The sequence below is a fragment of the Streptosporangium sp. CA-115845 genome, assembly GCF_050943795.1.
Taxonomy (GTDB): Bacteria; Actinomycetota; Actinomycetes; order Streptosporangiales; family Streptosporangiaceae; genus Streptosporangium.
The window spans coordinates 1,883,121-1,908,708 of sequence record NZ_CP191988.1 but is presented as its reverse complement, the minus strand read 5'-3'; the positions used below and the strand labels follow the sequence as shown (position 1 = coordinate 1,908,708).

Genomic DNA, 25,588 nt, shown 5'->3' with positions numbered 1-25,588 from the left:
CAATGCCGTCTTCATCGTCCACCCGGACGGGCACACCACCATCCGTCACGACCGGTTCGTTCTGGCTGGAGAACCGGGTAACGCTGCTGGTGGGGGCCCTCGCGATACTGCTGGCCGCCATGGTGCGCTTCGTCATCCCCTACGAGCGGGAGATCACCTCGGCGTGGATGCTGTTCGTCAAGCTGACACCCCAGATCGCCGCCTGCGTCGCCATCGCCTGGCTGAACATCGCGTGGGCGCGGCGGTTTCGGCTGCACCTGGTCGCACTGCCCGCGATCTTCCTGGCCTTCCTCTGCTACTTCGTGCCCAAGACCTTCATGACCGCGATGGACATGGCGGACGGATCCGCCGTCTTCGAAGATCTCTACCTGCACGTGGTGGTGTTCGTACCGTTCCTCCTGGTAGCACTCACCCTCGCCTACCGGATCGGTGGCGGCTCACGCGAAGGCGTACTACGGACCGGTACGGCCATGACGATCCTGCAGATGTCCGGCCTCGAAGACCTGATGGCGGTCTCCATGAACCGCAGGCTGGACGGGATCCCGGAACTGTGGGACTGGGCCCATCACATGACGGTCCGGCTCGGCCACCCGGCGACACGGAACGAGGCATACGCCTTCATCGCGGTGCACGTCGTCCTCGCCGTACTGGCGCTGGCACTTCCCCGGCGGCTCTTCACCGCGATCGGCCGCCGACTGCGCCGCACCGGCTGACGTCCGGCACCGCTCACCCCGGGAGCGGTGCCGACACCCCGCACACCCACCGCCGCGCGACGGCGCCGTCCGCCGGTCACGGCCGACGGCGCCGCCACAACATGATCACCGCACTGACCGCCAGCAACGCCCCCACACCGATCAGAATCGGCGCCAGATCCGGCCGCTCGTCCGCCCACAGATCCTCGGGCTCGCCATCCAGCCTGACCGGCCTCGGCCCCGACGCACCGGTCACCAGGTCACCGACCTGGGCGACAAGATGCTCGGCATTCGCCCTGACCTTCGCCACGCCACGCTCCGCGACCCGCTTGGGGCTCACCCGGTCCGCGATGGCGTCCACCGTCTGGGCCAACTCCGCGCGCGTGCGCTCGATCTGCCGTTCCAACTCCGCGGGATCGGTGTCCGCCATGGCTCTCCTCCCCTACTTCTTGACATCGATCAGTCTGTCAGGTCCGGCCCACCTACGGCACTTCGGACAGGCCGGTAAGTTGACCTGGGAACCATTCCTCGGAGGGACATCATGAAACTCGAGCCGGGCGACGCCGCCCCGGACTTCACGCTTCCGGCCGCCGACGGCACCACCGTGTCGCTTGAGCAGTACCGCGGCAGGCGCGTCATCCTCTACTTCTACCCCGCCGCGATGACCCCGGGCTGCACCAAACAGGCCTGCGACTTCCGCGACAGCCTGGCCTCGCTCGGCTCGGCCGGCCTCACCGTGCTCGGCGTCTCGAAGGACACCCCCGCCAAGCTCGCCAAGTTCGTCGAGCGCGACGCCCTGACCTTCCCGCTGCTGTCCGACCCCGCGTTGGAGGTCCACAAGGCCTACGACGCCTACGGGGAGAAGATGATGTACGGCAAGACGACGGTCGGGGTCATCCGCTCCACCTTTGTCATCGACGCCGACGGCAAGATCGAGAAGGCTCTCTACAACGTGAAGGCGACCGGCCACGTAGCCCGGCTCCGCCGCGAACTCGGCATCGATTAAATCCCCTTTTTTAGCCATTTATCATGACGTGGGCACGCGTCGAGAATTGCCATACCCGTTACCTAGACTTGACGCGTGCCCATCAAATACAAATACACCCCCGAAATGCTGGTGGAGGCCGCGGCCGACTCCCTCAGCATCGCCGACGTCCTCCGCCGCCTCGGCATCACCATCGCGGGCGGCAACCACGCCCACATCAGCCGCCAGCTGAAGCGCTTCGGAATCGACACGTCGCACTTTCGCAGGGTCTCCCCCAACAGAGGGAAGCCCTCACCACGACGCAGTCGCCCGGAACAGGTTCTCGCCATACGATCGGAGGGCAGCCCTCGCCCAGACCCCGGGCAGCTCAGGCGCAGCTTGATCGAAATCGGGATGCCATACCGCTGCGCGGGCTGTAGGATCGAGGGCGCCTGGCAAGGTCAGGCATTGACACTGCACGTTGACCATATCAACGGCAACTGGCTGGACAACAGAAAAGAAAACCTGCGCTTTCTCTGCCCCAATTGCCATTCACAGACAGAGAATTTCGCAGGCAAGAATAGGGGTCGTAGCCCAACGGCAGAGGCCACGGTTTTAGGTACCGTCCAGAGCGGGTTCGAATCCCGTCGACCCCACAAAACAATTCAAAGCCAACCGGTCGACATGAAGTCGATAGACACCAGCATAACAATATCGGCCCAGGATTCATTCTTCATAGAAGATTGCCGGACCGAAAGGCGCTTCGCGTCGAGATCCGCGGTCATACGCAGAGCCATTCAATTACTGCGCGAATCCGTCCTCGCGGAAGACCGTGCCGCCGCGTCCGGTGTGGCGGGTGAGGCCGGGGATGCACGTTCGGATGGCTTCGCCGTGGGAGACGGCTTCGGTGAGTCACCCGGGTGAGCTCCGGCCGACCGCTCGTGGGACCGGCGTCGCCCGGAGCGGCACGATGTCCACCGCTGGACGGGAGAACCCAGTGGACCCGCGCGGGTAAGCGGGTGATTCGAGGGAGATCACCGAAGCATCCGAGCGGCATCCGGTGTGGCGGGGGGAACGGGGAAAAACGTCAGGTCGCGCGGCGTGGTCTAAATGCCGCGCGACCCAGCGTCGTTGTGACTGATCATCACAAACTGTCTCCCTTTACTCACCCCGGAGGGTGCTCCCATAAACCATGGTGCCGCAGGGGCCGTAAAGGCTCTGTAAGTCGTGCCGGATGTGCGACCTGGGTCGTACATCGGGCTCCCCCTTCCGGGGGAAGGGCGGTGATCTGCGGATACGTATCGTGGTGGTGTGTTCGGCAGATTACGCGCCTGGAGCAGGCGCCATCCCGGGATTACGGGCGCGCTGTGGCTGAGCCCGTTCCTGCTGGTCTCGGTGCTCAATGTCTGGGCCGTCGGGACGGGTGACCTGGTGGCACTGGGAGCTACGAGGCTGGGGTCGTGGGGGTTCGCGGGGCTGGGGTTGTTGCTGTTCGTGCCGCTGCTCTGGTTGCGGCAGCGTCCCGTCACGGTCTTCGTGATCATCTCGCTGACCTGTTTCCTGCAGTGGCTTCTCGGTGTGCAGCCCTTGTTCTTCAATGTCTCGGTGCTCGTCGCCATGTACGGTGTGGCGTCGCGGCGCCCGCTGCGCTGGGCGGTCGGCGCGGGTCTGGTGGTGGAGTTGGGGCTGGCTCTGGCGTTCGCGCGGTTGGCACCGGAACTCGACGTGAGTGCCTTCGCCACGGCCTCGGCGTTCACGATGGCGATCTGGATCGCGGGGATCTACGCGAACACCCGTCGCCGCTATCTGGAGGGGTTGGAGGAGCGGGCCGAGCGGGCCGAGCGGGAGCGTGATCAGCAGGCCCGGTTGGCGGCGGCGGCGGAGCGGGCTCGGATCGCCCGTGAGCTGCACGATGTGGTCGCGCACAATGTGAGCGTGATGATCGTTCAGGCGGACGGGGCGGGTTATGCGATCGAGCATGATCCGGAGCAGGCGCGTCAGGCGATGCGGGCGGTCTCGGCGACGGGGCGCGGGGCGCTGGCGGAGATGCGGCGGATGGTGGGTGTGTTGCGGGCCGATGGTGTGCAGGAGGAGTACGCTCCGCAGCCGAGCCTGTCGCAGTTGGACGATCTGGTGGCGCGGGTGCGTGCGTCCGGGCTGCCGGTGGAGTTTCGGGTGCTCGGGGTGCCGCGGAAGCTTCCTGAGGGGGAGCAGTTGACCGTCTATCGGATCGTGCAGGAGGCGCTCACCAATACTCTCAAGCACGGCGGTCCGGAGAGCAGGGCCGTGGTGGAGATGGAGTACGGCGTGCGGGAGTTGCTGTTGCGGGTGACCGACGACGGTCGTGGTGCCGCGGCGCCGCGGCGTGAGGGCGGGCACGGCCTGGTCGGCATGCGGGAGCGGGTCGCGCTGTTCGGTGGGAGTGTGGAGGCGAGGCCCGGTCCCGGTGGCGGTTTCCGGGTGCTGGCGCGGCTGCCGATCGGTGAGGCCGGGACGGGTCGGGCGGCTTGAGAGTGGGCGTCCGGGTCGGGTGTGGTGGTGATCGGGTGCGTTCCGTGGAGGGCAGGGCGGGGGTGCAGCGGTGGGTGACCAGGTGATTCGGGTGATGCTGGTCGACGATCAGGAGTTGCTGCGTACCGGGTTCCGGATGGTGCTCGGTGCCCATCCCGGTATCGAGGTCGTCGCGGAGGCGGGCAACGGGGCCGCTGCGGTGGAGGCGGTGCGGTCGGTCGAGGTCGACGTGGTGCTGATGGATGTGCGGATGCCGGTCATGGACGGGGTGGAGGCGACGCGGTTGATCTGTTCGGTGGCCGGGGGGCCTCGGGTGCTGATCCTGACCACGTTCGATCTGGACGAGTACGCGTTCGCGGCGTTGAAAGCGGGTGCGTCGGGGTTCCTGCTGAAGGATGTGCCGCCCGCCGATCTGGTGAGTGCGATCCATTCGGTGCACAGCGGGGACGCGGTGGTGGCGCCGAGCACGACGCGGCGGTTGCTGGAGCGGTTCGCGGTGCATCTTCCCTCGGCGGGGGTGGCCGAGCCGGCCGCGCTGTCGGGGTTGACGGCGCGGGAGCGTGAGGTGCTGGTGCTGGTGGCGAGGGGGTTGTCGAACATGGAGATCGCCGGTCGGCTGGAGTTGGCGGAGGCGACCGTCAAGACGCATCTGGGCCGGGTGCTGGCCAAGCTGGGCCTGCGGGATCGGGCGCAGGTCGTTGTGTATGCCTATGAATCCGGGCTCGTAACTCCACATTCGGCCGACTAGCATCGTCACATGACGGATCTCGATGGTCGGCTCCGCGCATCGCATGCCGACCGTGACGCGGTCATCGAGCAGCTACGCGTGGCCGCGGGAGACGGGCGGCTCACCCTGGAGGAGTTGGAGGAGCGGATCGAGCGGACGCAGTCCGCCAGGACGTACGACGACCTGAGGGCGCTGACCTCGGATCTGCCGGGAAACTCGTCGCCTGCCGTACCGGGTGGCAGCGGGGTTCTGGAACTGCGGACGAAGCACGGACTGGTGCAGCGGACGGGTCACTGGACGGTGCCCGCGCATATCGTGGCGAGTTGTGCTTCGGGCAGGGTGAAGATCGACTTCACCGAGGCGGTCTGCTCGCACCGTGAGGTGCTGCTGGAGGCGACCTGCGGGATGGGGGAGATCCGGGTGATCGTGCCGCGCGGGTGGACCGTGTGGATCGACACGCTGACGACGAACATGGGCACGATCCGCAACAAGGCCACCGATCCGGGCCTTCCGGATGCGCCGACGCTGCGCGTCACCGGCAAGGTCGGCCTGGGCAGCCTCAAGATCAGATACCCGCGGAAGTAACCGTCAACGGAAGTGGAGCTCGGGCACGCGTGAGGCCCCGGTCGTCTCGGCCGAATGGCCGAGGTCGTACTACGACGGAGGTGGCGCATGTCCCCCTCTGGACGCCCTCCACCGCACCGCAGGTCAGGCCTAAAGCCTGATGGATCCCCCTTTCCCCATCAATAGCGTTTGGTGCGTCATAACGCCATACGTTGTTGAGGAGAACTGCCGTGACCATCACCGGAGAGGTCGGCGCGTGGGGCGCGCGCGGAAAAGGCGCGGAGCCGGCCGTGACGGCCAGGGGTCTCACGAAGGTGTACGGCCGGGGGGACACCGCCGTGCACGCGTTGCGCGGTGTGGACGTCTCGTTCTCGTCCGGCGCCTTCACCGCGATCATGGGGCCCTCGGGGTCGGGTAAGTCCACGCTGATGCACTGCCTGGCCGGGCTGGACACGGTGAGCGGCGGGCAGGTGCGCATCGGGGACGTGGAGCTCACCGGTCTCAACGACAGGCAGCTCACCCTGCTCCGCCGCGAGCGGATCGGCTTCGTCTTCCAGGCGTTCAACCTGCTGCCGACGCTGACCGCCGAGCAGAACATCCGGCTCCCGCTGGAGATCGCCGGGCGGCTGGCCGACCCGGAGCTGTTCGACCTGGTCGTGGCGACCGTGGGGCTGCGCGACCGGCTGGGGCACAGGCCCGCCGAGCTGTCCGGCGGCCAGCAGCAGCGGGTCGCGGTCGCCCGTGCCCTGATCAGCGGGCCGCAGGTCATCTTCGCCGACGAGCCCACCGGCAACCTGGACTCGCGGAGCGGTGCCGAGGTGCTGTCGTTCCTGCGTACGTCGGTGCGTGAGCTCGACCAGACGATCGTGATGGTCACTCACGACCCGGTGGCTGCCTCCTACGCCGACCGGGTGGTCTTCCTCCGGGACGGCCTGCTGGTCAGCGAGTTGGTGGGGCCGACGCCGCAGTCGGTGCTGGACACGCTGATGAAGCTGGAGGCGTGAGGTGCTGAGGACGACGCTGGCCGGGTTGCGCGCGCACCGGCTGCGCCTGATGCTGACGTCGCTGGCGATCGCGCTGGGGGTGGGCTTCATCGCGGGGACGTTCGTACTGACCGACACCATCGAGGCGGGTTTCACCCAGAAGTTCGCGGCGGCGGCCGACCGGATCGACGTCGCGGTGCTCCCGCTGCCGGACAAGGACGGCGAGGCGCCGGTCGTCTCCGACGCGACCCTGGAGAAGATTCGCGCCACGGAAGGTGTCGCCGACGCCCAGGGGCTGGTGCGGGGCACGTCCGCCCTGATCGGCAAGGACGGCAAGGCGGCCGGTGACCATCCCACGGTGGGGATCTCCCTGCCCGAGGGCGCGCTGAACCGTACCTCGATCGTCAGCGGCGCGGCGCCGAGGACCGCGAAGGAGGCGGTGCTCGACGAGGGTACGGCCAGGACTCGCGGTTTCCAGGTCGGTGACACCGTCGCGGTGCTCGACTCGAAGAACGTCAGGCACGAGTTCACCCTGGTGGGCCTGTTCGACATCGGCCTGGATCAGGAGATCGGGTACAGCGGCGCGGTCGGCTACACCACCGGCACGGCCATGAGGATGACCGGGCAGCAGGGGTTCCGGGAGATCGACGTCGCCGCCGCCGAGGGTGTCTCCCAGGAGACGCTGCGCGCCTCGGTCGCGGCGGTCGTGGGGTCGGGTCACCAGGTCAAGACCGGTGAGCGGTACGCGGCGGACCTGGCCAAGGCCAACGGTGCCAGCAGCGAGTTCCTCACCCTGGGTCTGCTGCTGTTCGGCGTGGTGGCGATGTTCGTGGCCGCGCTGGTCATCTACAACACCTTCAACATCCTGGTGGCCCAGCGGACCCGTGAGATGGCGCTGCTGCGCTGTATCGGGGCGACGCGCGGGCAGGTCTTCGGCTCGATCGTGCTGGAGTCGGCGGTGGTCGGCCTGCTGTCGTCGGTGCTGGGCCTGCTGCTCGGCTACGGGATGGGGGCGGGAGCGCTGGCCGTGCTCACCGCGGTCGGCGCGCCGCTGCCGTCGGTCGCGGCCTCCCTGACGCCTCGTACGATCGTCCTGGGCCTGGTCATCGGCCTGACCGTCACGGTCGGTGCGGCGCTGCTGCCCGCCAGGTCGGCGACGCGGGTGGCGCCGATCGCGGCGCTGCGCTCGCAGGCCGAGGAGCAGACCTTCAGGGCCGGCCTGGTACGGATGATCTTCGCGGCGCTCTTCCTGGTCTCGGGCGCGGGGATCACCGCGGCGGGAATCGCCATGAAGCCCGGCGAGACCGCGCTCGTCGTGGTGATGGCCGGCTGCTCGCTCGTCTTCCTGGCGGTGCTGACCCTCGGCCCGGTGATCGTGAAGCCGCTGTCCGCCTTCGCGGGCTGGGTTCCGGCCAGGCTCTTCGGGGTGCCGGGCAGGCTGGCCGTGGACAACTCCCGGCGTAACCCGAAGCGGTCGGCGACCACCACGGTGGCGCTCACCGTGGGCGTGACGCTGATGACCGTCATCTCCGTCCTCACCGGCACCATCCGGGTGACCTACGCCCATCAGCTCGACGAGCAGTTCCCGATCGACTACCTGGTGCAGAGCCAGGATCGCAACTCGGAGCTGCCTCGGGCGATCGCCGAGGACCTGCGGACCAGACCGGAGCTGACCGCGGTCGTCGCGTTCCGGTCGAGCACCGCCAGGCTCGCGACCGGGGATGAGAAATACGAGGTGGGGACGTTCACCCCGGCTCCGGGTTTCGTCCCGAAGCTGGACGCGGGCTCGGTCGGCCGGCTCATGCCGGGTACGGCACTGGTCGCGGACCACGTCGCCGAGCGGCTCAAGGTCGGGGTCGGTGACCGGATCACCGTGCGGACGGCGAAGGCGGGTGCGGTCGAGCTGTCGATCGTGGGCGTCTCCAATCAGGAGTCGGGCCTTTCCGGTGTGACGGTGCCGGAGCGGGAGTTCGACCGCTACTTCGGCAAGGTGGGCGACAGCCGGGTGATCGTCAACCGCTCCGACGGCGTGGATCCCGACCGGGCGCTGCTGGCCGTCGAGGCGGCGACGCGACCGTACCCGACGGCGAAGGTCGCCAGCTCGACGGAGGTGCGGGGCGAGTTCGACGAGGCGCTCGACATGATGCTGATGATCATCACGGGGCTGCTCGGCCTGGCGGTGCTCATCTCCCTGCTGGGCATCGCCAACACGCTCTCGCTGTCGGTCCACGAGCGCACCCGCGAGTCGGCGCTGCTGCGGGCGCTCGGCCTGACCAGGCCCCAGCTGCGGCGGATGCTCTCGGTCGAGGCGCTGGTCCTGGGGCTCATCGGCGCGCTGGTCGGCGTGGTGCTGGGCATCGGGTTCGGCTGGGCCGCCGCGCGGACGATGACCGAGAACGTCATCTTCCAGCTGCCGGTGCCGCAGATCCTGTCGTTCGTGGCGCTGTCCGGCCTGGCCGGGGTGCTCGCCGCGGTCCTGCCCGCGCGGCGCGCGGCCCGCGCCTCGGTGGTGGGCTCGCTCGCGAGCGGCTGAGCATGGTGGCCGGGACGTCTTCGTTATCGGGGGCGGCGTCCCAGCCACTGCTCCGCCACCGTCTCGGGGTTGAGCAGCGGCCGGATGACGATCTCGCCGGTGGCCCTGTCGATGACCACGCACCCGGAGCCGACGGTGTCGGGCAGCACGCTGGGATCGTCGGAGTCGGGCTCATTCGACCAGGCGACATAGCCCTCTTGAAAGGCATAAATCCTGATTTCGACGGCGGCGCCCACGCTGCGGACGCCGTTGAAGTACTCCTCCGCCACCGCCCTGGCCTGGTCCGGGTTCACAGCCGCCGCCCCTCCCTGTCGATCACGACGCAGAACACGCCGGTCACCGACTCGTACGGCGGCTCCACCGCCATGTGCCCCCGCTGCCCGTCGATCCAGATCACCTCGCCGTCGAAGTTCACCGCGTTCCACGCGTGGCTGCCCCCGGCCGGCCAGCGGTTGACGACCATGGCCGAGGAGCCGTGCCCCCCGGCCAGCAGCGCCTGCGCGATCGGCAGATAGGCGTGGCGCCCCTGCCCCACGTACTGGAAGCGCTGTCCCAGCCACCGCTCCGCCCTGGCCACTCCCCCGGCCTCGCCGCTGAGCAACGGCCTGCCGACCCGGTCGTACTCGGGCCGCCGGGGCGCGGCCACCGCCGGGGCTCCGTACCAGGTGGAGAGCACCGACAGCGCGCAGTCGATCGCGTTGGTGGCCCGGAACGGGTCGTCGGCCGGCCCGGTCCCGTTGATCAGCCTGATCCACATGCCGCGCGGGTCGGGGAAGCGGCGCGGGGTGCCCTGCTCGGTGACCGGGACGGCCCGCAGCATGTCCTCCTCGGTCTGCGGGTCGGGCCTGGCCAGGCCGCCCGCCACCCCGTACGGCCGACACTGGTCCAGCCGGGCCGGCCCCCAGCGCATCCGCTCCCGCTCCCGGGGCACCGCCGCCGCCGGCATCTGAAACTCCAGCTCGAAGTCCCGCCACCGCTGCCCGTCCACGGTCACCACGGGGTTGTAGACCCCCGAGGCCAAACTCCACTCGCTCACCGGCTCCCCCGTCCCCCAACCCCTGGGAGCCAGATAGTAGGGCGGCTCCCAACGCGGCACGGCGGAGTTGACCATTTACGGAGGTGGTGACCAGGGACCTGCTGTTCCCTGGGGGATTTGGCAGGCCGACAGCGGGCAAAATCCCCCAGATCACGGAAACCACCGCTTTTGGCTTCTCCACCTCGCGCAACGCGACACCAACGAACGGCCCCCAGCCCCCTCGCCGCGCTCTTCGATCGTGACCGGCTCCCCCAGCGCCGCGTTTCGCGATCGAACGGGTCGGCCCACGGGACCGGCCCGGTAGATCGATAGGTTGGTTTGCCCGATGTTGCCGTGACACAGGCTGCAAGGCGGGAATGGGAGAATATGACACTCGATGACCGGATCAGTGCACTCGTTCTTCAGGCGGCTCGCCGGCTGAGCGACGCCTGTGACTCGGGCGAGGTGCCCGGAGCCGCGCTCGCCGTCGCGGCCGGGGGAAAGACGGTGCTCGAAGCCGCGTTCGGGCTGGCGTCGGTCGAGGACGGCGTCGCCGCCACGGTCGACACCCCCTTCAGCCTGGCCTCCGTCACCAAGCCCATGGTCGGCACCGCACTGGCTGTCCTGGCCGAACGTGGCGCGCTCGATCTGGACGCCCCGGTGTCGCGTTACCGGCCGCTGCCCGGCCACGCAGCGGTCCCCACCCTCCGGCAGGTCGCCAACCACACCGGTGGTTTCCCGACGTTTCTCAGGTTCTTCTACGGCGACGAGATCGATCGGGCGCCGAGCAAGAACGACCTGCTGCGAGCCTACGCCCGCGTCGTGTTCCCGCCGGGAGTCCGGCAGACGTACTCGAACGTCGGCTACGAGCTGCTCGGCGCGATCATCGAGGAGGTCACCGGCTCTCCGCTGGCGGACGCGCTGTCCGAGCTGGTCTTCGAACCGTTGGAGATGCGGTCGGCCCGGTTCGGTGAGCCGGACGGTGGCCTCGGCGCCGCCCGGCGCCACACCTCGTCGGGATCGGCGTACCCGCCCTACGTCACCGGGCACGGCGCGGCGGCGGAGGCCTGGTGCGGCGTCCGGGACCTGCTCCGTTTCGGGCTCGCGCACGCGGGCGGCATGAGCGCCCTGCCCGCCGAGGCGCTTGCCGCGAGCCACCGTCCCACCGCGCCGTGGCCCGGCGCCGACGGCTACGGGATCGGCTGGGGCGTGCGGCGCCACGGTGATCTGTCCCTCGCCTTCCACGGCGGCAGCATGGGCGGGGTGGCCGCCTACCTGGTCACGGTCCCCACCGCGGGGATCGTGGTCGCGGCCCTGGCCAACGTGCAGAGCGGCAGGGAACTGCTGATCTCGGTGACCAACGACATCCTGGCCGCCCTGCTGCCGGGTTTCACCCCGCTGACACGCGCCGACGGTTCACCCGACGGCGACCTGCTCTCCGCACCGGCCGCCGAGGTCGGCGGCGAGTGGTCGGGAAGCCTCGACCTGCCCTCGGGGGCGGTGCCGCTGTTCCTGTCGATCGCCCCGGACGCCTCCGGCACCACCAGGTGGAACTCCGCCGAACATGCGATCACCGGGCTGCGCGTCACCGGGTCCTCCGTCAGCGTGGAGCTCGACGGCCTGGTCGACGCCCCGGACCTGGCCGCGCGACCGCACGCCCCGGCCCTCTGGCTGCACCGTACGACGGCGACGGAACTCGTGGGCGGTCTCGCGGCCATCGGCGTCCAGAACGCCGACCAGCCCTGGCAGCCCGACATCATCGTCCGGCCCGCCTCGCTCCGACGGGCCTGACCCGACCCCTGTCCACCTGCGAGCGGAGGTACCCACCCGAGCCAGGGCAGGAGAGTTACAGCCCGCTCCGGGGTTGATCCTTGTCACCGGCCTGGGCAAGCGCTGTGCGCCAGTCGGCGAAATGGGATCGGAGCGTATGGACCTGCGGCTCGGTCAGGCCATAGGCGATGAACTCGCTGTCGGGGTAGAGATCGATAGCGGAGAGCATCTGGGCGAAGACTGCTCTGTCGAATCCGAGATCACGGGACGCGGCGAGGTCGAGTAGCCGCTCCCGGGAGAAACGACCACTGGTCAGCAGCGCGTCCACGTCGATGAAATCGCGGACCTCGGCCCGGGTGAACAAGGCTTCGACCTTGCCTCCGGCAACGTCGTCGAGATGTACGACCGGCCCGATCTCCATGGTGACCGGCGGATGCGCACGGAGATCGGCAGCCAGTTCTACTTTGGTGACCTGTCCCGTCGCGGCATCGGAGACGCTGAGCCGTACGAACTGAGGGCTTTCCACGTCGACATGGACGGCCAAGCCGTGCTCGGCGTAGGCATTGCAGACCTTGGTGACCCCGTCGGCGAAATCGTCCCGGACGCTGGAAGTGAACAGATCAATGTCCTCGCTGGGGCGTTGAAGCACGCCATGGGCCTGCACGGCATAGCCACCCGCCAGGGCAAACCCATGCTCACCGGCTGCTCCCAGAGCGATCCGTGCGAGACGGCGATGGTAGTCATCCATTAGGCGGCTTGGCGCTGGAGCTCAGGAAAGCGAGCGACCCAGAGAGCACGGACGGGCGGCGGCAGCACCAACTCCGGCCACAGTCTGCGCAACATCGCGGCGTTGAGAAATTGCCGTAGATCCGCAGGAGTCGCGCTTTCCCGGATCACCCGCATGTACAGCAGTCGCGCATCGGCGATCTGATCCAGGCGGTAACTGCGCTTCGGCCCCCAGTCGAGATGCCTGGGCAGCATGACCACACCGTCGACCGGCCCGGTGAGCTCCTCCAGAGTCTCGGGCACGACATATGGACGGAGCGCTCCATATCCCCTGGCATGCATAACCCCAGTGTGACCGATAGAAGCATGATCATGCCTAATCCCGGGGCGGCCATCCCGGGATATGGCCAATGGGCGCATGCTTGCCGCAGGGTCTGTCCGTTTCGGGAATCCGCTCGCTTGAGATAGGTGCGGCGGCGCGGGTGTAGGGGAAGGCCGCGCCGCCGCACCGGCTTCAGGGAGTGCGGCGGGGTGACCACCGCAGTTGGATCACCACAAGGGCATCGCTGAGCACGGTGATCGTGATGGAGTCGGCCGTTGGGAACTCGCAGTAGAGCGCGATGGGGTAGACGGGGGGTTTCCACCAGCGTTGGCCCCCGGCGAGCGGTTCAAGGTCGGCGACGCGGGCCCAAAGTAGGCCCATGAATCGGTGCCCCCGCCGTTGCCACTCCTCGCCCCGCACCGGAGTCGTCACGAAGGGGATGCTCGGATCGCGCTCGAACAGTAGGGCGTGGCCGTTGCGCAGGTCCGCTGCGGGCTGCACGGTAGGTCCTTGGTCATGGGTGCCCGCACGAGCGGCGATGTCCTCGATCTGGGCGGTCATGGCCGTGCGTCCGGCCTGGCCGCGAGGATCAGCTCCACCACCTGCTCGGGATGCTCGCTCCGCACGGTCTGCAGGTCGGACCCGTTGCGTAGGGAGACCAGGTAGCAGCCCGAACGTGGTCCGACGGTCACCACAGCCGCGCGCCGTCCTTCGGGACCGAGCACGGCCAACTCGGGCGGATACCGGTCCAGCCTCGACCGAGGGTAGGGCCGATCCGGACAGATGAGGGCGTCCAGGCGGTTGCCATAGAGCGAGAGGCAGATCGTCTGATGGCGGCGAGCACGGATCCCCCGCTCGATGAGCAGTAGCTGCACGACCGCCAGCGCCCTGTCATGACTTTCCGCCGTGGCCTCGTCGACCACCTCTTGAGATTCAGCCGGTGCCGTGCGCCGTATCACCCGTCCTCCAAAGGTCGAATCCGGAAAGCGATTAGTTGAACACTCGCTGTTACCGCGACCTTAGAAACAGTCAAGGGGGCCGCTGTGCACAGCTTGTGCACAGCGGCCCCCTTGACACACCGACCCTTCAGACGGTCATGCGTCCTTGCAGCGCCCGTAGCGGCTCCGGAATCTTGCGATGGACTCGTACGAGCTGGCGGACCGTCTCTCTTGCCGAGGGGTGGAAGCGCGTCATCTGCGGCGCGGTCCGCTCAGCGTTGATCATGCGCTTGAGCGCTCTGTCATTGTCGTTGACCCACAGGTGAGCCCTTGCCATGTCGATCTCGTGGTGCGCCCGGCGCTCGTCATTGTTGTCCGGCCCGGACAGGTCGACGCCTTGGTCCAGCCGGATGGCCTGATCGAAATCACCCAGTTCGACGGCCACCGCACACCCGTGAATTGCGGCATTCCCCGGGTTCATCTGCAGGCCGTAGGGGTCGCGACGATCTCTCGGGCTGATCCGTGCCGCCGCCTCGGTCGCGGTTCCGTGGTGCTCCCAGGCATTCGCTGCCTTCCCCGCTCTCGCGGCGGTGATGGCCGCGTTCAGATGCAGCGCCCCGAAAACCTCCGTTGACACCGGGTTATCCTGATCGACTTTACTCATGGCCTGCTGGACCATTTTGAGGGCAACATCCCAGGAACCCATGGTCATCAGCAACCGTGCCCGGCCCAGGGTGACTACATGCGGCAGATATGGATCTTCCGCACGCTGTGCGGAGACCGTCGTTCGTTCCACCACGACCTGTGCCAGGTCGTTGTAACCGAGGCGACGTACCAGGGATCCAGCGAGCGCTTGAGCGCGATTAAGCAGACGCCAGGCACGAACCGTATCCAGTTCCATGACCTGAACCGTCAACTCCTCCAGGAGCGCAGGCAGCAGAGCGCCGAGTTGGGCGTACGACACAGATTTCTGAAGCTTCTGAAGTGCGACCACCTCAGCGGCCAACTCGTCGAGCGTTCGGGGAGGCATGCCCAGTTCGGGTGCGACGTCCACGTAGGCCAAGGCCACCCGGATGGCGGGAATCGCCGCGTGCACGGCGTCACTGCGCTCGTCGGTGCCTCGGTACGGTTGCCCGTTGATCTCCGCCGGATCCACCGAGCAGGCCCGTGCGACAGCGGCGACGAGAGACGGGGTGGCGGGCCTGGCACCCGACTCAACCTTGGCGATCAAACTCCGAGAGACATGCGCGAGCCCGGCCAAGCCTTCCTGGGTGAGATTCCGGAGCTTCCGCGCCTTGGCTATCCGCTGCCCGGTGTACTCGCTACGCTCGGCGTACGCCAGGTCGGGGTTCCAGTCGTTCTCGGTCACCTCGGGGCCCTCCTCGCGACTGCGCGGCGTCTCCACGATAACGAGCCGCCCCTGTCAACGAGGGAAACATTCCCCTTCCGCCAGGTGGTAGCCGACCACATAGGCATCCAGCTCGGCTTCGGCGGCGGCCTGCCGCTCTGGGTCGGCCATCTCGGGATACAGCCGGTGGGCCTCGGCCTTGACCTCCTGCCAGCGGCGTGCAGGGCTCACCGGCGCACCGTCCTTATGTCGGTAGTCGAGAGACCACTGTTTGAGAACCACCGGGATGATTTGAATACAGCCTGAGTCAGCCGACCCGTACCTGGATGGTGTGCCAGCCGGTGGCGCCGTCCGGGGCCACCGGGACTCGGTCGGCGGTCTGGGTGTAGCCGGTGGCGTCGGTGGCGCGGACCTCGATGGTGTGGTCGCCGGGGGTGGCGTCCCAGTCGTCGAGGACCCACTGGCGCCAGGTGTCGGCGGTGGGGGCCTCGGCGAGGCGTGCCTGACGCCACTGGCCCCGGTCGACACGGACCTCGACCGCGTCCACGCCCTTGTGCTGTGCCCAGGCGACGCCCGCGACGACGGTGCGGCCTGCGGAGATGCTCGCGCCGTCCCTGGGCAGGTCGATGCGGGACTCGGTCTTGATCGGGCCCTTGGCGGACCAGCCCCTGGGCGTCCAGTAGGCCTCGTCCTCGTCGAAGCGGGTGACCCTGATGTCGGTGACCCACTTGGTGGCCGAGACGTAGCCGTACAGGCCGGGGACGACCTGGCGGACCGGGAAGCCGTGGTCGACGGGGAGCGCCTCGCCGTTCATGCCGAAGGCCAGCAGGGCGTCGCGGCCGTCGAGGACGACGTCGACCGGGGTTCCGGCGGTCCAGCCGTCGGCGGAGGTGCTGAGCAGCATGTCGGCGTTCTTGTGGACGCCCGCGTCGCGCAGCACGTCGGCCAGGCTGACGCCCAGCCAGCGGGCGTTGCCGATGTAGGGGCCGCCGACCTCGTTGGAGACGCAGCAGAGCGTGACGTCGGCCTCGACCACGGTGCGCTTCATCAGGTCGGCGAAGGTGAGCTCGACCGGGCGGTCCACCATTCCGTGGATCTTGAGAGTCCAACTGCTCGGGTCCACCTGGGGGACGACCAGGGCGGTGTCGACCCGGTAGAAGTCACTGTTCGGGGTGACGAACGGCGACAGACCCTTGATCCTGAGGTCGACCCCGGCGGGCAGCGGCGCGAGGGGGGTCGCGGGCCTGGGCAGCGTGATGCCGTTGCGCGCCACGCTCACCTCGGCCCGCCCGGACAGCATCCGCCCGGCGACCCCGGCCACTCCGGCGACGGCGACGCCGCCGAGCACACCGGTCAGCAAGCCCCGGCGGTCGAACGCGCGCAGATCCCTCCCGGCCCGCATGACCGGCGGCGTGGTCGGCTCGGGCCGTTCCCCAGACTCAGCCAGAGACTCCGGCGAGTCCTGCTGTGGTCCGGTGCCGTGCGCGACCCCCGCCGCGCCCACGGCGCCGCCCGGCATCCGCCCCCCGTACGCGTCGGCGGGCTCTTCGACGGGCACGAGGGAGCGGCGGATGATCCGTCGCAGCGCGAACATGCCCGCACCGACGCCGACCACGGTCGGCAGGACGTCCGCGAGCCCGGCCTCCGGCCGGGTCAGCACGGCGACGACGCCGACGAGGCCGAAGGCGGCCAGGCCCGCCAGGCCGTACCGGACGTCGCGGGCGGCGGCGATGCCCAGTGCGGCGGCGATCAGCGCCATGACCACGAAGATCCCGCCGAGCAGCACGACCTTGTCGTTCTCGCCGAAGGTGCGGATCGCCCACTCCTTGAGCACGGCCGGGGTGAGGTCGACCGCCGCGTTGCCCACCGCGACGATCGGGAAGGCGGAGGGGTTCACCAGACCCGCGACGAGCAGGGAGACCCCGACCGCCACCGCACCGGACACCAGGCCGATCAGCGCCGCGGCCCACGAGGGCATGCGCCTGTTGCTCTGCATGTCTCCGACGCTACGCCCATCGGCGAGCGGGGATCTTACGCCACGATTACAGGCCGTCAGGTGAGCACTTCGGCGAGGATGGGGGCCAGGGCGCGGAAGGCGCGGCCCCGGTGGCTGATGGCGTCCTTCTCCGCGGCGGACAGCTCGGCGGTGGTCCGGGTCTCGCCCTCGGGCAGCAGGATCGGGTCGTAGCCGAAGCCGTTGACGCCGCGCGGGGTGTCGATGATCACACCGTGCAGCGCCCCCTCGGTCACCCGCTCCTCCCCCGAGGGGAGCGCCAGCGCGGCGGCGCAGGCGAAGTGCGCGCCCCGGTGCTCGGCGGGCACGTCGGAGACCTGGGCGAGCAGCAGGTCGAGGTTGGCCAGGTCGTCGCCGTGCTTTCCGGACCAGCGGGCGGAGAAGATACCCGGCATGCCGTTCAGCGCGTCGACGCAGAGGCCGGAGTCGTCGGCGATCGCCGGCAGGCCGGACTGCCGGGCCACCGCGTGCGCCTTGAGCAGGGCGTTCTCCGCGAAGGTCAGGCCGGTCTCGGCGACATCGCCGATCTCGGGGAACTCCTCAAGCCCGACGATCTCCACCGGGACCTCGGCGTCGGCCAGGATCCGGCGCAGCTCGGCGATCTTCCCGGCGTTCCGGGTGGCGAGGACCACGCGGGGCCTGCCCGTATCGCTCTCGTGCACAACGGCCCCGCTCATGACCAATCCCCTTGCCTCGAATTCGGTCACACCCTACCCACCCAGGCGGAAAACGCTTATGCCAGGGCCTCTCGCTGCAGGCGAGTGAGCTCCGCGCAGCCGGCCGCGCCGAGGTCGAGCAACTCGTCGAGGGCGGCGCGGTTGAACGGCTTGCCCTCGGCGGTGCCCTGGACCTCGACGAACTCGCCGGAGCCGGTCATCACCACGTTCATGTCCGTCTCGGCGGCGACGTCCTCGGTGTAGCAGAGGTCGAGCAGCGGCGTCGAGCCGACGACACCGACGGAGACCGCCGCGACCGAGTCGATCAGCGGGTCGGCGCCGCACATCTTCCGCTTGCGCATCCAGGCGATCGCGTCGACCAGCGCCACGTACGCGCCGGTGATGGCGGCGGTGCGGGTGCCGCCGTCCGCCTGGAGCACGTCGCAGTCGATGACGATCGAGTTCTCGCCGAGGACCTTGTAGTCGACGCAGGCGCGCAGTGAGCGGCCGATCAGGCGGGAGATCTCGTGCGTACGGCCGCCGATCTTGCCACGTACCGACTCGCGGTCGTTGCGGGTGTTCGTGGCGCGCGGCAGCATGGCGTACTCGGCGGTGATCCAGCCCTGACCGCTGCCCCGGCGCCAGCGCGGCACGCTGTCCTGCACGGAGGCGGCACAGAGCACCCTGGTACCGCCGAACTCGACGAGCACCGAACCCTCGGCGTGCGTGATCCAGTCGCGGGTGATGGTGACGGGGCGGAGCTGATCGGGAGAACGTCCATCTGCACGAGCCATGCAGTTCACCCTAGGTCATACCGGACCCCGCTTCGTGCGAGTTCCATCCGCCCGCCGAACCCACCGCGAGCGGCATCCTCCCTGACCCGGTCGTGGTCGTTCCAGGGCACCAGGTGGGTCAGCACCAGGGTCTCCACGCCCGCCCTGGCCGCGTGCTCGGCCGCCTGGCGACCGCTCAGGTGCAGGCCTGTGGGGAGTCCTGGCCGGTCGAGGTATGACGCCTCACACAGGAACACGTCGGCCCCCGAGGCGAGCTTGACCAGTTCGGCGCTCTCACCGGTGTCGCCCGAGTAGGCCACCGAGCGCCCGCCGTAGGAGACCCTGAACCCGTAGGTCTCCACCGGATGGTTCATCAGCGCGGCCGTCACCTCGAACGGGCCGACCTCGAACGTTCCCGGCGTCAGCCCCACGAAGTCGAAGGCCGACTCGAGCAGCGGCTCGTCCGGCATCGCGTAGGCCGAGTTCAGGCGCCGGCGCGCGTCGGCGGGCGCGTACACCGGCACCCTGGGCAGCGGCCCCTCGGGCGAGTAGGTGCGGACCACGTGGTACGGGCACATGTCAAGACAGTGGTCGGCGTGCAGGTGCGACAGGCAGATCGCGTCCACGTCGTACAGGCCGATGTGCCTCTGGAGTGCGCCGAGCGCGCCGTTTCCGAAGTCCAGCAGCATCCGGAACCCCTCCGCCTCCAGCAGGTAGCAGGAGGAGGGGCTGTCAGGGCCGGGAAAACTCCCCGAGCACCCGATGATCGTCAGTTTCACGGCGGCCTCCACTGTTTTTTGCGGCGCTGCGCGTCGCGGGCGCCGGTGACCGGTGTCCGCCGCTCCCGGGCGCTCCCCCTACGGAGCGCCGGAGCACCGTCACGCGCGACGCCCGTTGCTTGAAACATCCCCCACCAACGCCGCCTCGACCGCCTCGATCTCCGGTCCGAGGAACCGTCGTCCGAGGTCGGCGAAGAGGTCCGCGTCTCCGGTGGCGCGGAAACGGTGTCTGGGCGCGCCCCCTACGGCGGCCAGACCCCGGTCGTGCAGGATGCGGTACACGTCCTTGGCCGTCTCGTCGGCGCTGGACACCAGCGTGACGCCGTCTCCCACCACGTAGGAGATCGGCCCGACGAGGAGCGGGTAGTGCGTGCATCCCAGGATCAACGTGTCGCACCGGTCGGCGAGCACCGGCTCCAGGTACTCGCGGATGACGGCGATGAGCTCCTCGCTCATGGTCTCCCCGCGCTCGACGAACTCCACCAGGCGCGGCGCCGCCACCCCGGTCAGCCGGACGTCGGGGGCCGCGGCGAACGCGTCGTGGTACGCCATCGACTCGATGGTGGCCCTGGTCCCGATCACCCCGACCCTGCCGTTGCGGGTGGCGCGTACGGCACGGCGGGTGGCCGGCTGGATCACCTCGACGACCGGCACGGCGTAGCGTTCGCGGGCGTCGCGGAGCACCGCGGCGCTGGCGCTGTTGCACGCGATCACCAGCATCTTCACGTCGTGCTCGACGAGGTGATCCATCACCTCCAGCGCGTAGGCGCGGACCTGCGCGATGGTCTTGGGGCCGTACGGCTGCCTCGCCGTGTCCGCCACGTAGAGAATCGACTCGCTGGGCAACTGATCGATGATCGCCCGAGCCACCGTGAGGCCGCCGACACCACTGTCAAAGATTCCAACGCTTGCTTGCGACACAGTTCCCAAGGCTAGGCGACCTGGGTCGATCGAACACGGTAAGAATCCTCACATCGCCGATTGCCGACTCGGCCTGTACTTTTCCGGCCCCGCGAGGGTCAGCCCCGCCCGACCCGGGCCAGCTGGCGGGACTGGGCGACCAGGCGTCCGGTGGAGTCCCAGACCTCGACGTCCTCGTCGAACCAGCCGTCGCTGATCAGCCTGCCTCCGCCGATGAGGGTCAGCCAGCCGGGAGCGGGCAGGGCGCGCAGGTGCCAGGTGAGGTCGACGGTGGGGGCCCAGCCGCGCTCTCCGGCGGAGAAGACCACCGGCGGCAGGCAGTCCACGGCCAGCGCCAGCACGTACGGGTCGGGATCCTGCGGCTCGGCCATCCGGAAGTAGGCGCGGGCCTCGGGGCGGCCGCTGGGCCTGCCGTCGAGCCAGCCGATGGTCGGAGGGTCGAACGCCAGGTCCATCTGGGCGTTGAGCGTCATGTTCGACTCGGTCTTGGGGGCGGGCAGCCGGAGGCACTGCTCCATCGGCGGCATCGCCACCGAGGGTCCGTCCGTCCAGTCGGGGGCGGCGCCGCCGAGGGTCGCGGTCGTGACGAGGCACTCGATGATGGAGTCGCCGTCCCTGACCAGGCTGGCCCGGGTCATCGTGGCGGTGCGGCCGGTCTTGATCTGCTCCAGGCGCACCTGCGCGGGGCCGGGGACGGCGGCGCGCAGAAACTGGGCACCGGTGGTCACCGGGTGCTCATGGGGGGAGGCGTCCACGACCGCGCGCAGCAGCACGGCCATCAGGTAGCCGCCGTTGAGGGGGCCGCCGATCGAGTATCCGGGGTCGAGACACACGTCGTAGGTGGTCTCGTCCACCCGGATGGCCTCTGTCGCCTCGTCGAACTTCGTCATCCACGCTCCCGAACCTTGTTCTAGACGGCTCACTTTACCTACTGCCCGCCGCCTTCGCCTTCCCGGCCCCCCGGACGCTCCCCCACCTGGGCCGAACCCGAGCCCGATCCGATTCCAAACCGAGCCCGAAATGAGGCCGAGGGCACCCGAGTCGCAAGATTCCCCGCGATTTCCCGAGCCTCCCGGGGCTACGGAAAGGCCGAAGCCCATAGGAAGAAGGACGCGAGGACCACCTGCGGAAATAACGTGGTAAGCCCTGGTGAATCCCCAGCGAGCGGGCTCGATCCCGCTTAGACGCATCAATCACATAGTTAGTTCAATGCAAGCGGGTTGCTAGCAAAGTGCACTAACTTCTCCATATCCACGAAGTCCACATTGTGAGTGATCATGCCTGCCAACAATCCCCCAGACCAGTCGCCCACGCCGGATCAGCACCCCGACAGGACGATCGCCTACCGTCGGAACGAGGGCGCGCAGCGAAGCGACCAACCACACACGCAGGTCTACCCCCAGAACGGCCAGCCCGGATACCCCCAGCCCCAGCAGGGCTACCAGCAGGGGCAGCCCTACCCGCAGCAGGGCCAGCCCCAGCAGAACCCCCAGCAGGCGTACGGCCAGCAGAACTACGGGCAGCAGAACTACGGCCAGCCGACCGCCCAGCCCTACGGCCAGCAGAACTACGGCCAGCCGACCGCCCAGCCCTACGGCCAGCAGAACTACGGCCAGCAGGCCGGCCAGCCCTACGGCCAGCAGCAGGCCGGGAACTGGCAGCAGGGCCCCGACTTCCTGGGCGCCGGACAACCGACCGGAACCCCGCCCCGCAAGGGCGGTAAGGGCTGGCTGCTCGCGGCGATCGCCGCGCTCGTGGTGGTCCTCATCGGCGGTGGCGGCGTCTTCGCGGTCAGCCTGCTCAGCGGCGGCGGCGCGCAGCCGCACGACGTGCTGCCCGCCAACGCCATCGGCTACGTACGCCTTGACCTCGACCCGGCCGCGAACCAGAAACTGGCGCTGTTCGGCATCGCCAGGAAGTTCACCGCCACCAAGGACTCCTTCACCGGCGACGACCCGCGCCAGGCCATCTTCGACCTGCTGAAGAAGGAGTCCGGCAGCCTCGGCAAGGTGAACTACGCCACCGACATCGAGCCGTGGCTCGGCGTCCGCGTCGGCGTGGCCGCGCTGACGCCGGCCAAGGGCGCCTCGGAGCCCGGTGTCGTGGTGGCCGTCCAGGTCACCGACCAGGACAAGGCCAAGGCCGGCATCGCCAAGCTGATGGGCAAGGAGAAGTACGGCATCGCGTTCCGCGACGACTACGCGCTGCTCAGCCCCACCCAGGCGGAGGCCGACCAGGCCGCGGCCGCCGCGCCGCTGTCGGAGAACGCCAACTTCTCCGACGACCTGAGCGCACTCGGCGAGACCGGCGTGCTCTCCTTCTGGGCGGACGCCGGAAAGATCGCCCAGCTGACTCCCGAGCTGGCGTCCCAGGACCCCGCCACCCTCGCCCAGATCAAGAACGTCCGGGTGGCCGGCGCCCTCCGTTTCGACAGCGGGTACGTCGAGCTCGCGGGCATCAGCCGCGGCGCCCAGGATCTGGACATGGGCACCCCCGAGCCCTCCAAGATCAGCACGCTCCCGGCCTCCACCGTCGGCGCGGTCTCGATCTCCGGTCTCGGTGAGATTGTCGGCAAGCAGTGGACGCAGCTCATGAAGTCGGCCGACACGGCCGGTGGCGGCGGCGTGCAGCAGCTCGTCGACCAGGCCCAGCAGCAGTCCGGGCTGTCGCTCCCCGACGATCTGGTGACGCTGCTCGGCAAGAACATCACCCTCGCGCTGGACGCCAATGGTCTCGACAGCGACCCGAAGTTCGGCGCGAAGGTCGTCACCGACCCGGCCAAGGCGCAGGAGGTCGTCGGCAAGATCGAGAAGTACCTTGCCGCCACCGGGACGGCCGTCCCGCAGCTCGCCAAGGTCCCCGGTGACGGCACCTTCGTGCTGGCCAGCTCGCAGGAGTACGCCGCCGAACTCGACAAGGACGGCGCCCTGGGCGACAGCGAGACCTTCCAGCTCGCGATCCCCAACGCCGACGAGGCGACCTTCGCCGTCTTCGTCGACCTGGACAAGGTGGAGAAGCTCTATCTCGAAGGCCTGCAGGGCGACGAGAAGGCCAACCTTCAGGTGCTGCGCGGCGTGGGCGTGAGCGGCACCCAGTCGGGCAGCGAGGCGACCTTCTCGATGCGGCTCCTGCTCAACGAGTAGCTCTCCCTCGGTCCCCGGCGGGCTCCCGCCGGGGACCGGTTCCCCTCGGGGACGATGAAGGGCGGGCGTCCCGATGGGACGCCCGCCCTTCATCGTTCACCTGTCATCCGGTGCCGTTCCCGCCACAGGCCTCACGGAACCCGCCGCCCCGCCTCCCGTCGCGGAAACCTCATATCAGGCCCAGAGCTGGCCTTCGAGCCGCTGCTCGGCCTCGTCCAGCGTCCCCTCGTAGGCACCGGTGGACAGGTACTTCCAGCCGCCGTCCGCGACCACGAAGACGATGTCGGCCCGTTCCCCCGCCTTGACGGCCTTGGCCGCCATACCGAGCGCGGCGTGCAACGCGGCCCCGGTGGAGACCCCGGCGAAGATGCCCTCCGAGGCCAGCAGCTCCCGGGTGCGCCGCAGCGCGTCGGCGGAGGAGACGGAGAAACGCGTGGTCAGGACCTCGGCGTCGTACAGCTCGGGGATGAAGCCCTCGTCGACGTTGCGCAGGCCGTACACCAGCTCGCCGTAACGCGGCTCGGCGGCGACGATCTTCACGTCGGGGACGTGCTCGCGCAGGAACCGGCCGACGCCCATCAGGGTGCCCGTGGTGCCCAGACCGGCCACGAAGTGGGTGACGGAGGGCAGGTCCGCCAGGATCTCCGGCCCGGTCGACTCATAGTGCGAGCGCCAGTTGGCCGGGTTGCCGTACTGGTAGAGCATCACCCAGTCGGGGTTCTCGGCGGCCAGCCCCTTGGCGACCCTGACCGCCTCGTTGGAGCCGCCCGCCGCGGGCGAGGAGATGATCTGCGCTCCCCACATGCGCAGCAGCTGGCGGCGCTCCTCGGAGGTGTTCTCCGGCATCACGCAGATCAGCCGGTAACCCTTGAGCCGGGCGGACATCGCCAGCGAGATGCCGGTGTTGCCGCTGGTGGGTTCGAGGATGGTGCAGCCCGGTGAGAGGAGCCCGTCCTTCTCCGCCTGCTCGATCATCCACAGCGCCGGACGGTCCTTGATCGAACCTGTCGGATTACGGTCTTCGAGCTTGGCCCAGATCCGCACCTCCCCTGAGGGCGAGAGCCTGGGCAGGCCGACCAGCGGGGTCCGGCCGACCGAGTCGATCAGTGAGTCAAAGCGCATGGTGTACGGCTTCCGCCTCTGTAGTCCTAACCAACGACAGCGAGGTGCGCCGTCCGTCTCGCGGGACCTCGCGAGGTCCCGCGAGACGGACGGTGCCGCGCACTAGCGGGAGCCGCCGGCCACGGCGGGCAGGACGGTGACCGTGTCGCCGTCGGCGACCGGGGTCTCCAGCCCGCCCAGGAACCGGACGTCCTCGTCGTTCAGGTAGACGTTCACGAAGCGGCGCAGCGCGCCCTTGTCGACCAGGCGCTCCTTCAGCCCGGGGTGCCGGGCCTCCAGGTCGCCGATCAGCTCCTCAAGCGTGGCGCCCTTGGCGTCGACGGCCTTGGCACCGTCGGTGTAGGTGCGCAGGATGGTCGGGATGCGAACCTCAATGGCCATCGCGGGTCAATCTCCTTGTGTCGTCATGGGAGTAATAGCCCACCGGTTTCGGAACGCCGGCGAGCACCGGAGGATTCCAGAAAAACCGGTCAGCGACAGTCGTAGACGACCACGAAGGGCGTGTGCGCGAACAGGAAGTTCTGCACGGGCGCGACGCCCGCGCGCCGTGCCCGTGGGCCGGGACGCGAGCGCACGACGTCCTCCTGGCTCGGGGCGGCGGTCAGCATGCCCACCAGCTTACCCAAAGGGACAATCCACCTCACGGCAGTACACCCGGGACGGTCACCCGGAGGTGATCGTCACCTTCTCCTCGCTCACCACACCGTCGAGGATCCGGTACGAGCGGAGCTCGACCTCCTCGCCCAGCTTCTCACGGGTGGAGACCAGCACGTAGTGGGCTCCTGGTTCGGCGGCGTAGGCGATGTCGGTGCGGGAGGGGTAGGCCTCGGTGGCGGTGTGGGAGTGGTAGATGATCACCGGCTCCTCGTCGCGGTCGTCCATCTCCCGCCAGACGCGCAACTGCTCCAGCGAGTCGAACCGGTAGAACGTCGGCGACCGCTCGGCGTTCTCCATCGGGATGAAGCGTTCGGGAGAGTCGGAACCGAGGGGCCCGGCGATCACACCACAGGCCTCGTCGGGGTGGTCCGCCCGAGCGTGCGCGATGATCTTGTCAACCAGTTCCCGGGAGATTGTGAGCATGCCTGAA

General features: G+C 69.0%; 28 protein-coding genes, 1 tRNA gene and 1 pseudogene. 11 read left to right on the top strand and 19 right to left on the bottom strand.

From position 1 onward, the window contains the following. Positions 1-2 precede the first annotated feature (2 nt). A complete protein-coding gene (locus tag ACQP0P_RS11025; RefSeq protein ID WP_433374431.1) occupies positions 3-713 on the top strand; it encodes a hypothetical protein in 711 nt (236 codons plus the stop codon). A 76-nt stretch (positions 714-789) separates the two neighbouring features. Here the strand turns inward: ACQP0P_RS11025 and ACQP0P_RS11020 are convergent, their stop codons facing one another. Beyond that, the gene (locus ACQP0P_RS11020) at positions 790-1,122 is read right to left on the bottom strand and encodes a DUF3618 domain-containing protein (RefSeq protein WP_433374428.1); all 333 of its coding nucleotides are present in this window, start codon (positions 1,120-1,122) and stop codon (positions 790-792) included. Between the two features lie 111 nt (positions 1,123-1,233). Between ACQP0P_RS11020 and bcp the strand changes: the two genes are divergently transcribed. The 8 genes and pseudogenes from bcp (at position 1,234) to ACQP0P_RS10980 (ending at position 8,974) form a co-directional block, all read left to right on the top strand. Further along, positions 1,234-1,698 carry a thioredoxin-dependent thiol peroxidase gene (gene bcp / locus ACQP0P_RS11015; protein ID WP_433374425.1) on the top strand — a complete coding sequence of 155 codons (465 nt, stop codon included), beginning with the start codon at positions 1,234-1,236 and terminating at the stop codon, positions 1,696-1,698. A gap of 105 nt (positions 1,699-1,803) precedes the next feature. Continuing rightward, positions 1,804-2,163: pseudogene (locus ACQP0P_RS11010) on the top strand (hypothetical protein); the annotation flags it as partial. A gap of 76 nt (positions 2,164-2,239) precedes the next feature. Continuing rightward, positions 2,240-2,312: transfer RNA gene (locus ACQP0P_RS11005), tRNA-Leu, on the top strand. Between the two features lie 655 nt (positions 2,313-2,967). Beyond that, a complete protein-coding gene (locus ACQP0P_RS11000; protein ID WP_433374422.1) occupies positions 2,968-4,167 on the top strand; it encodes a sensor histidine kinase in 1,200 nt (399 codons plus the stop codon). An 82-nt stretch (positions 4,168-4,249) separates the two neighbouring features. Beyond that, positions 4,250-4,915: a response regulator gene (locus ACQP0P_RS10995; RefSeq protein WP_433381802.1), complete on the top strand. Its 666-nt coding sequence runs from the start codon at positions 4,250-4,252 to the stop codon at positions 4,913-4,915. A 9-nt stretch (positions 4,916-4,924) separates the two neighbouring features. Next, the gene (locus tag ACQP0P_RS10990; RefSeq protein ID WP_433374419.1) at positions 4,925-5,479 is read left to right on the top strand and encodes a DUF1707 SHOCT-like domain-containing protein; all 555 of its coding nucleotides are present in this window, start codon (positions 4,925-4,927) and stop codon (positions 5,477-5,479) included. Positions 5,480-5,688: 209 nt separating this feature from the next. Next, complete coding sequence (locus ACQP0P_RS10985) at positions 5,689-6,462, top strand: ABC transporter ATP-binding protein (RefSeq protein ID WP_433374416.1); 774 nt, start codon at positions 5,689-5,691, stop codon at positions 6,460-6,462. Position 6,463: 1 nt separating this feature from the next. Then, positions 6,464-8,974 carry an ABC transporter permease gene (locus ACQP0P_RS10980; protein ID WP_433374413.1) on the top strand — a complete coding sequence of 837 codons (2,511 nt, stop codon included), beginning with the start codon at positions 6,464-6,466 and terminating at the stop codon, positions 8,972-8,974. A gap of 23 nt (positions 8,975-8,997) precedes the next feature. Here the strand turns inward: ACQP0P_RS10980 and ACQP0P_RS10975 are convergent, their stop codons facing one another. Both ACQP0P_RS10975 and ACQP0P_RS10970 read right to left on the bottom strand, forming a co-directional pair. Further along, positions 8,998-9,267, bottom strand: coding sequence for a hypothetical protein (locus ACQP0P_RS10975; protein WP_433374410.1), 270 nt, complete (start codon positions 9,265-9,267; stop codon positions 8,998-9,000). Then, the gene (locus ACQP0P_RS10970; protein WP_433374408.1) at positions 9,264-10,010 is read right to left on the bottom strand and encodes a toxin glutamine deamidase domain-containing protein; all 747 of its coding nucleotides are present in this window, start codon (positions 10,008-10,010) and stop codon (positions 9,264-9,266) included. Before ACQP0P_RS10970 ends, ACQP0P_RS10975 begins: the two co-directional genes overlap by 4 nt. 366 nt (positions 10,011-10,376) lie before the next feature. Here ACQP0P_RS10970 and ACQP0P_RS10965 point away from each other — a divergent pair, with 366 nt between their 5' ends. Then, on the top strand, positions 10,377-11,780 hold the full coding sequence (locus ACQP0P_RS10965; protein WP_433374405.1) for a serine hydrolase domain-containing protein: 1,404 nt from the start codon (positions 10,377-10,379) through the stop codon (positions 11,778-11,780). A 55-nt stretch (positions 11,781-11,835) separates the two neighbouring features. Here the strand turns inward: ACQP0P_RS10965 and ACQP0P_RS10960 are convergent, their stop codons facing one another. The 12 genes from ACQP0P_RS10960 to ACQP0P_RS10905 all read right to left on the bottom strand — a co-directional run bounded on the left by ACQP0P_RS10960 (position 11,836) and on the right by ACQP0P_RS10905 (position 21,126). Beyond that, positions 11,836-12,507, bottom strand: coding sequence for a nucleotidyl transferase AbiEii/AbiGii toxin family protein (locus ACQP0P_RS10960; RefSeq protein WP_433374403.1), 672 nt, complete (start codon positions 12,505-12,507; stop codon positions 11,836-11,838). After that, complete coding sequence (locus ACQP0P_RS10955) at positions 12,507-12,788, bottom strand: hypothetical protein (RefSeq protein ID WP_433374400.1); 282 nt, start codon at positions 12,786-12,788, stop codon at positions 12,507-12,509. The genes ACQP0P_RS10960 and ACQP0P_RS10955 overlap by 1 nt, the downstream gene beginning before the upstream one ends. A 211-nt stretch (positions 12,789-12,999) precedes the next feature. Beyond that, complete coding sequence (locus tag ACQP0P_RS10950) at positions 13,000-13,368, bottom strand: hypothetical protein (protein WP_433374397.1); 369 nt, start codon at positions 13,366-13,368, stop codon at positions 13,000-13,002. Continuing rightward, complete coding sequence (locus ACQP0P_RS10945; protein WP_433374395.1) at positions 13,365-13,730, bottom strand: hypothetical protein; 366 nt, start codon at positions 13,728-13,730, stop codon at positions 13,365-13,367. Before ACQP0P_RS10945 ends, ACQP0P_RS10950 begins: the two co-directional genes overlap by 4 nt. Before the next feature lie 163 nt (positions 13,731-13,893). Next, positions 13,894-15,114 (bottom strand): helix-turn-helix domain-containing protein, encoded by a 1,221-nt coding sequence (locus ACQP0P_RS10940; RefSeq protein WP_433374392.1) that lies wholly within the window; start codon positions 15,112-15,114, stop codon positions 13,894-13,896. 54 nt (positions 15,115-15,168) lie between these two features. After that, entirely contained in the window at positions 15,169-15,324 is a 156-nt protein-coding gene (locus ACQP0P_RS10935; RefSeq protein ID WP_399527874.1) for a hypothetical protein, read from the bottom strand. Positions 15,325-15,400: 76 nt separating this feature from the next. Beyond that, on the bottom strand, positions 15,401-17,089 hold the full coding sequence (locus tag ACQP0P_RS10930; protein WP_433374389.1) for a molybdopterin-dependent oxidoreductase: 1,689 nt from the start codon (positions 17,087-17,089) through the stop codon (positions 15,401-15,403). A gap of 56 nt (positions 17,090-17,145) precedes the next feature. Further along, on the bottom strand, positions 17,146-17,784 hold the full coding sequence (gene rdgB, locus ACQP0P_RS10925; RefSeq protein ID WP_433374386.1) for an RdgB/HAM1 family non-canonical purine NTP pyrophosphatase: 639 nt from the start codon (positions 17,782-17,784) through the stop codon (positions 17,146-17,148). A 56-nt stretch (positions 17,785-17,840) separates the two neighbouring features. Beyond that, the gene (rph, locus tag ACQP0P_RS10920; protein WP_433374383.1) at positions 17,841-18,557 is read right to left on the bottom strand and encodes a ribonuclease PH; all 717 of its coding nucleotides are present in this window, start codon (positions 18,555-18,557) and stop codon (positions 17,841-17,843) included. Between the two features lie 5 nt (positions 18,558-18,562). Next, complete coding sequence (locus ACQP0P_RS10915) at positions 18,563-19,315, bottom strand: MBL fold metallo-hydrolase (protein ID WP_433374381.1); 753 nt, start codon at positions 19,313-19,315, stop codon at positions 18,563-18,565. A 99-nt stretch (positions 19,316-19,414) separates the two neighbouring features. Next, on the bottom strand, positions 19,415-20,236 hold the full coding sequence (gene murI / locus ACQP0P_RS10910; RefSeq protein ID WP_433374379.1) for a glutamate racemase: 822 nt from the start codon (positions 20,234-20,236) through the stop codon (positions 19,415-19,417). 98 nt (positions 20,237-20,334) lie between these two features. Next, positions 20,335-21,126: a thioesterase family protein gene (locus tag ACQP0P_RS10905; RefSeq protein ID WP_433374376.1), complete on the bottom strand. Its 792-nt coding sequence runs from the start codon at positions 21,124-21,126 to the stop codon at positions 20,335-20,337. Between the two features lie 387 nt (positions 21,127-21,513). On the opposite strand from ACQP0P_RS10905, the gene ACQP0P_RS10900 reads away from it, so the two are divergent. Then, the gene (locus ACQP0P_RS10900; protein WP_433374373.1) at positions 21,514-23,379 is read left to right on the top strand and encodes a DUF3352 domain-containing protein; all 1,866 of its coding nucleotides are present in this window, start codon (positions 21,514-21,516) and stop codon (positions 23,377-23,379) included. 174 nt (positions 23,380-23,553) lie between these two features. Here ACQP0P_RS10900 and ACQP0P_RS10895 read toward each other — a convergent pair whose 3' ends face one another. From ACQP0P_RS10895 to ACQP0P_RS10880, 4 genes are all read right to left on the bottom strand, one after another. Beyond that, a complete protein-coding gene (locus ACQP0P_RS10895; protein ID WP_433374370.1) occupies positions 23,554-24,501 on the bottom strand; it encodes a PLP-dependent cysteine synthase family protein in 948 nt (315 codons plus the stop codon). Between the two features lie 102 nt (positions 24,502-24,603). Continuing rightward, positions 24,604-24,882 (bottom strand): MoaD/ThiS family protein, encoded by a 279-nt coding sequence (locus ACQP0P_RS10890; protein WP_030906436.1) that lies wholly within the window; start codon positions 24,880-24,882, stop codon positions 24,604-24,606. 89 nt (positions 24,883-24,971) lie between these two features. Continuing rightward, complete coding sequence (locus ACQP0P_RS10885; protein WP_433374367.1) at positions 24,972-25,127, bottom strand: hypothetical protein; 156 nt, start codon at positions 25,125-25,127, stop codon at positions 24,972-24,974. 37 nt (positions 25,128-25,164) lie between these two features. Further along, entirely contained in the window at positions 25,165-25,581 is a 417-nt protein-coding gene (locus ACQP0P_RS10880; RefSeq protein WP_433374365.1) for a Mov34/MPN/PAD-1 family protein, read from the bottom strand. Positions 25,582-25,588: the final 7 nt, after the last annotated feature.

Coding starts and splice junctions, on each gene's coding strand:
- ACQP0P_RS11025 (WP_433374431.1), top strand. CDS start 3: ATGCCGTCTTCATCGTCCACCCGGACGGGCACACCACCATCCGTCACG.
- ACQP0P_RS11020 (WP_433374428.1), bottom strand. CDS start 1,122: ATGGCGGACACCGATCCCGCGGAGTTGGAACGGCAGATCGAGCGCACG.
- bcp (WP_433374425.1), top strand. CDS start 1,234: ATGAAACTCGAGCCGGGCGACGCCGCCCCGGACTTCACGCTTCCGGCC.
- ACQP0P_RS10990 (WP_433374419.1), top strand. CDS start 4,925: ATGACGGATCTCGATGGTCGGCTCCGCGCATCGCATGCCGACCGTGAC.
- ACQP0P_RS10965 (WP_433374405.1), top strand. CDS start 10,377: ATGACACTCGATGACCGGATCAGTGCACTCGTTCTTCAGGCGGCTCGC.
- ACQP0P_RS10960 (WP_433374403.1), bottom strand. CDS start 12,507: ATGGATGACTACCATCGCCGTCTCGCACGGATCGCTCTGGGAGCAGCC.
- ACQP0P_RS10950 (WP_433374397.1), bottom strand. CDS start 13,368: ATGACCGCCCAGATCGAGGACATCGCCGCTCGTGCGGGCACCCATGAC.
- ACQP0P_RS10930 (WP_433374389.1), bottom strand. CDS start 17,089: ATGCAGAGCAACAGGCGCATGCCCTCGTGGGCCGCGGCGCTGATCGGC.
- rdgB (WP_433374386.1), bottom strand. CDS start 17,784: ATGAGCGGGGCCGTTGTGCACGAGAGCGATACGGGCAGGCCCCGCGTG.
- rph (WP_433374383.1), bottom strand. CDS start 18,557: ATGGCTCGTGCAGATGGACGTTCTCCCGATCAGCTCCGCCCCGTCACC.
- ACQP0P_RS10905 (WP_433374376.1), bottom strand. CDS start 21,126: ATGACGAAGTTCGACGAGGCGACAGAGGCCATCCGGGTGGACGAGACC.
- ACQP0P_RS10900 (WP_433374373.1), top strand. CDS start 21,514: ATGCCTGCCAACAATCCCCCAGACCAGTCGCCCACGCCGGATCAGCAC.
- ACQP0P_RS10895 (WP_433374370.1), bottom strand. CDS start 24,501: ATGCGCTTTGACTCACTGATCGACTCGGTCGGCCGGACCCCGCTGGTC.
- ACQP0P_RS10890 (WP_030906436.1), bottom strand. CDS start 24,882: ATGGCCATTGAGGTTCGCATCCCGACCATCCTGCGCACCTACACCGAC.
- ACQP0P_RS10880 (WP_433374365.1), bottom strand. CDS start 25,581: ATGCTCACAATCTCCCGGGAACTGGTTGACAAGATCATCGCGCACGCT.